The 4,891-nt window shown below is 29.3% G+C and carries 6 protein-coding genes; 4 read left to right on the top strand and 2 right to left on the bottom strand.

Annotation, left to right across the window (positions count from 1 at the left end; genetic code table 11):
* From Q0352_RS07200 to Q0352_RS07190, 3 genes are all read left to right on the top strand, one after another.
* Window positions 1-578: prolyl oligopeptidase family serine peptidase (locus Q0352_RS07200; protein WP_299525832.1), on the top strand; the 578-nt coding region annotated here is incomplete at its 5' end.
* Between the two features lie 176 nt (window positions 579-754).
* Window positions 755-1,750 (top strand): elongator complex protein 3, encoded by a 996-nt coding sequence (locus tag Q0352_RS07195; protein WP_299525829.1) that lies wholly within the window; start codon window positions 755-757, stop codon window positions 1,748-1,750.
* The gene (locus Q0352_RS07190; RefSeq protein WP_299525826.1) at window positions 1,734-2,426 is read left to right on the top strand and encodes a DUF6873 family GME fold protein; all 693 of its coding nucleotides are present in this window, start codon (window positions 1,734-1,736) and stop codon (window positions 2,424-2,426) included. The genes Q0352_RS07195 and Q0352_RS07190 overlap by 17 nt, the downstream gene beginning before the upstream one ends.
* 8 nt (window positions 2,427-2,434) lie before the next feature.
* On the opposite strand, the gene Q0352_RS07185 is transcribed toward Q0352_RS07190, so the two are convergent.
* On the bottom strand, window positions 2,435-2,914 hold the full coding sequence (locus Q0352_RS07185) for a hypothetical protein (protein WP_299525823.1): 480 nt from the start codon (window positions 2,912-2,914) through the stop codon (window positions 2,435-2,437).
* Window positions 2,915-2,993: 79 nt separating this feature from the next.
* On the opposite strand from Q0352_RS07185, the gene Q0352_RS07180 reads away from it, so the two are divergent.
* A complete protein-coding gene (locus Q0352_RS07180; protein WP_299525820.1) occupies window positions 2,994-4,190 on the top strand; it encodes a 6-phosphofructokinase in 1,197 nt (398 codons plus the stop codon).
* Between the two features lie 280 nt (window positions 4,191-4,470).
* Here the strand turns inward: Q0352_RS07180 and Q0352_RS07175 are convergent, their stop codons facing one another.
* On the bottom strand, window positions 4,471-4,674 hold the full coding sequence (locus Q0352_RS07175) for a putative quinol monooxygenase (RefSeq protein WP_299525835.1): 204 nt from the start codon (window positions 4,672-4,674) through the stop codon (window positions 4,471-4,473).
* Window positions 4,675-4,891: the final 217 nt, after the last annotated feature.

Raw genomic sequence — 4,891 nt, 5'->3', positions numbered from 1 at the left:
CTCTTATAGAAAAAGGATTTATAGATAAAGATAATATTGGTGTTCAAGGTCATAGCTGGGGAGGATATCAAATTGCTTATTTAGTAACAAAAACAGATATTTTTAAAGCTGCAGAATCTGGAGCTCCTGTGCCAAATATGATTAGTGCTTATGGAGGAATTAGATGGTGGACAGGTTTAAGTAGACAATTTCAATATGAGCATACACAAAGTAGAATAGGAGGTACGCCATGGGAATTCCCTGCTCGTTATATTGAAAATTCACCAATATTTACTGTAGATAAAATAAATACGCCATTGTTAATTATGCACAATGATGCTGATGGACACGTACCTTGGTATCAGGGAATTGAATTTTTTACGGCATTAAGAAGGTTGGGTAAACCATCGTGGTTTTTAAATTATAACGGTGAGCCACATTGGCCATTAAAAATGCAAAACAGAAAAGATTTCAATATAAGAATGGCTCAATTTTTTGACTATTATTTAAAAGGTGCTAAAAAACCAGTTTGGATGGAAAGAGGTGTCCCTGCAATAGAAAAAGGAATCAACCAAGGGTATGAATTAATTCAAGATTAAGTTTTAATAGTTGAATACAAAGAATGTATCGAGAATAGTAAAATATACTGTTTTCGATACATTTTCTATTTTATGAAGTTTCTATTATATTTTGGCTGAGAAACGGAATTAGTATTAAATTTGTAAAAATTAAAACTTGTAAGTTTAAATGGGTTTTTTTAAATTTAATACAACTAATGAAGCATTGTAATATCCCAATATTTATTCCAGAATTAGCGTGTCCTCATCAATGTGTTTTTTGTGATCAAGAAAAAATTAGTGCAACTTTTACAGTCCCAAAACCTAATGAAATAATTGAGATCATAGATTCTTATCTTGAAACAATACCTAAAAATAGAGAAATAAACATTGCCTTTTTTGGTGGTAGTTTTACAGGGATTCCAAGAGTAGAGATGATTGCTTATTTAAAAGAAGCTCACAAATATATTGAGAGTGGTAAGGTTCAAGGTATTCGTTTATCAACCAGACCAGACTATATTTCTGAAGAATTATTAGATATTTTAGTGCAATACGGTGTTACAGCCATTGAATTAGGAGCGCAATCTACAAACGATAAAGTATTAGTGAAATCGGGTAGAGGGCATAAATTTGATGTTATTAAAAAGGCAGCAAAACTTATAAAGGAAAGAAATATAGAACTTGGCTTACAAATGATGCTTGGTTTACCTTTTGATACGTTAGAGTTATCTATTCAAACAGCAAAAGATATTGTTAATTTAAAAGCAGATTCTACTCGTATTTATCCAACAGTTGTAGTGAAAGGTACCGTGTTAGAGAAAATGTATAATAACGGTGATTATAAAGCTCTTTCTTTAAATGATGCAATTCTATGGAGTAAAGAAGTGCTTAAAATATTCAACAAAACTTCTATAAAAGTATTAAGAGTTGGACTGCATCCATCTGAAGAATTAGAACTTGGAAAATCACTTATCGCAGGCCCAATTCATCCTTCTTTTAAAGAAATGGTTTTGTCTGCTTTATGGAATGATATTCTTTTTGAAAATATTGAAAAAGATGGTGCTGTAACAATAAAAGTTTCTGAAAAACAGTTAAATTATGCCATTGGTTATAAAGGGAAAAATAGAAATGATTTAAAAATTAAAGGTTTTGATGCTAAATTTATGGCAGATACAACTTTAAAAGATTTTGAAATAGATGTATGCTATCATTGATAAACGTTGTTCTGAAGAGATTAAAAATAATTTAAACAATTATGTTGAGGGTATTTTTGAGTTTTCTTCTGAAAATATAACCTATAATGCTATTTCAGGGCATCCAGATATTTTTATGTTTCAGGATAAAGATAAGCTTATAATAGCACCAAATGCTCCTAAAGAATTATTTCAATTTTTAAATGAAAAGCAGCTTCAATATTCAGTGGGTATAAAAAATGTTGGGTATTCAGTTGAAGAAAGTAGTTTATATAATTGTTTTTCAACGAATGATAATTTTTTCTGTAAGGTTGGAGTTCCAGACAATTCAATTGAAGAGTATTGCGTTAAAAAGAAAACCATTGCATTAACACAATCGTATGTGCGTTGCAGTCTGTTTGGTATTGATGCTACTAAAATGATTACTTCAGATTTAGGAATTGTAAAATCATTAAAGAGCAATGCTATAAATTACTTTTATTTTGAACCTTCAGAAATAAAAATTAGAGATCACAAATATGGTTTTATTGGTGGAACAATGGGAAGATTAAAAGATAAAATCTTTTTTTTAGGTAATATTTTAAAACATAAAAATGGATTGGAATTGCACAATTATATCACTTCAAATAAGCAAGAAGTAATTTGTTTAGGGAATGATTATTTATATGATGGTGGCGGAATCTTTTTTATTGAGTAATATAATTTTTATAAGTTTAGTAGCCGTTGCAATTCTAATTCATAATCATATTGTAAATCTTCGTGCAGTAAAGTCATTTTCTTTCTAATGGATTCAATTTCTCGAGTGAAAATATTTTTGAGCACTGTATTATTTTTTATTGAAGGTTTGAAACATATTAATTTTTTACAAAAATAAAGTAACAATTCTATTTCTGTTTCCTTCTTCTTTGAATATCTAATATATTTCTTAATTGTCCGTAATATTTTACGAACACTTTTTTTAATGAAATAATATGTTTTTGTATTTATCAATTCAAATTGTTCATCAATTTCAGTTTTAACACTTTGAATATAGCCTTCTTCATTTGATGATTCAAATAATAGATAAGTGAGTAGTTCTTTATTTTCTTTTTTAAATTTTGATAAGCGTAAACAAAGCTCAATTATTTCACTATTTGAACAGTTTGTTAATTCTGTTTTTAATTCTTTTACGGTAACAGCTTTCATTGACACAATTTAGAAAAAAGTATGAATTTAATTGTATTTTTTTTGTAAATTCATCAATCAAAATAAAAAAGTAAGTTATATGGCAAATAAATTTAAAGGAACAATAGCAATATTAACAGGAGGAGGAGATGTTCCTGGTTTAAATCCAGCAATTAGGGCAATTACCATTAGAGCAATACGGGAAGGGTATAGAGTTATTGGATTGAGACGAGGATGGGCAGGAATTGTTGAATTAGTGCAAGATCTTAAAGCTGATAATAGTAATAATTTTGTTGAATTGACTCAGATAATTGTAAATAAAACGGGAAGAACGGGTGGTACTTTTTTACATAGCTCAAGAACACGTCCTAGTCATTTACCTAAAGCGAGTGTGCCAGAACAGCACAGAGATTCCTATAATGAAGAATTTAATGATATGACCAAAGTGGTGTTAAGTAATTTAAATTTTTTAGGAGTTGATTATTTAATTCCAATTGGAGGTGATGATACCTTAAGTTATGCTGTTCGTTTATATCAAGAAGGTGTAAAAGTGGTTGCCATTCCAAAAACAATGGATAATGATGTTCCTGGGACAGATTATTGTATTGGTTTTAGTACGTGTATCACAAGAACTATAAATATGACGAATACCTTAAGAACTTCTGCTGGATCACATGAACGTTTTTTAGTATTAGAAGTTTTTGGAAGATACGCAGGTTTTACGGCTATGCTACCAACTATGGCTGGAGCGGCACACAGATGTGTAATTCCTGAATATAAATTTGAAATGGAAAATCTAGCTGAACTTTTAGCTCAAGACAGATTTGATAACCCCAGTAAATATTCAGTGGTATTAGTGTCAGAAGGCGCTATGTTTGAAGGTGGAGAAATGGTGTTTAAAGGTGCCGATAAAGATCAATTTGGGCACGCAAAATTGGGTGGTATTGGAGAATTAGTTTCACAACGATTAAAAGAACTGTCTCCTGTTTATAATAATGGAAAAACGGTGAATGTCATAAATCAAAAATTGGGATATCTTGTAAGAGGTGGTGATCCTGATGCCATTGATTCTATTGTACCTATGGCTTATGGAAATCTTGCGCTAGATTTAATTTTAAAAGGAATTCATGGTAGATTAGTAGTTCTAAAAAATGGACGTTATGACAATGTCCCTATTGATGTAGTTACAGGGAAATCAAAAGTGGTAAACATTGAAAAATTCTATAATGTAGATAGACTTTGCCCTAATTATAATAGTTTTGAGATGAATCCATTATTTATTATGACAAGTGAGTAGGGGTGGATTTATGTTAAGTTCTTGAATTTATAATATTTTTTTTAAAATTTTAAAGAAGAGGCTGTCTAGAAAGTGAATATAATTCGTTTTGTAAAACTGAGCTTATCGAAGTTAGCTGTAATTATCAGTTAGTTAAAATATTTCGACAAGCTCAATATGACATAAAATTTCACTTTTTAGATAGCCTCGTTGTTTTTATTTTATACTTCTACTCTTATAGCTAATTTTTACTTTTCTAAAGTATTTAAGAAAGTTGCCTAAAGTTTATAATTCAGTAATTTTAATCAATTTTTGTCATTTCATTTAAGGTGAATTCTTCTACAGCTCCTTCGGTAACTTTCATATATTCAGATAAATGTTTGTTATTCATATGTATTTGCCATAATTCTCTATTTTCCCAATTTTCATAAAATAGAAACAAGTTTTCGTTTTCAATATCTTGGTGCAATTCATAATTAATGCATCCTTTTTCTGCTCTTGTTATTTCTTAGGATGAGTTTATTGTTAGGATTTTACCTTTTCAAAGACTATTTCAAAAATAAATAAATTTAGGTATATTTTATTTTTTTTGAAAAACATTTGTTTTATACACAAATATATATATATTTGGTAAACCAAACTGGTCAACCAATTTTAATATGTATAAATTGTAAGTCGTCAGCAAAAAGTGGACTGATTTAGACAATTTCATAGAGAGTGTT

It is taken from the genome of uncultured Lutibacter sp. (assembly GCF_937891065.1).
Classification (GTDB): domain Bacteria; phylum Bacteroidota; class Bacteroidia; order Flavobacteriales; family Flavobacteriaceae; genus Lutibacter.
The sequence above is the reverse complement of the archived record's forward strand: the minus strand, read 5'-3'. Positions and strand labels throughout refer to the sequence as shown.

Excerpts from the sequence above, each read along its gene's own strand:
- Q0352_RS07195 (WP_299525829.1), top strand. The coding sequence starts at position 755 with ATGAAGCATTGTAATATCCCAATATTTATTCCAGAATTAGCGTGTCCT.
- Q0352_RS07190 (WP_299525826.1), top strand. The coding sequence starts at position 1,734 with ATGTATGCTATCATTGATAAACGTTGTTCTGAAGAGATTAAAAATAAT.
- Q0352_RS07185 (WP_299525823.1), bottom strand. The coding sequence starts at position 2,914 with ATGAAAGCTGTTACCGTAAAAGAATTAAAAACAGAATTAACAAACTGT.
- Q0352_RS07180 (WP_299525820.1), top strand. The coding sequence starts at position 2,994 with ATGGCAAATAAATTTAAAGGAACAATAGCAATATTAACAGGAGGAGGA.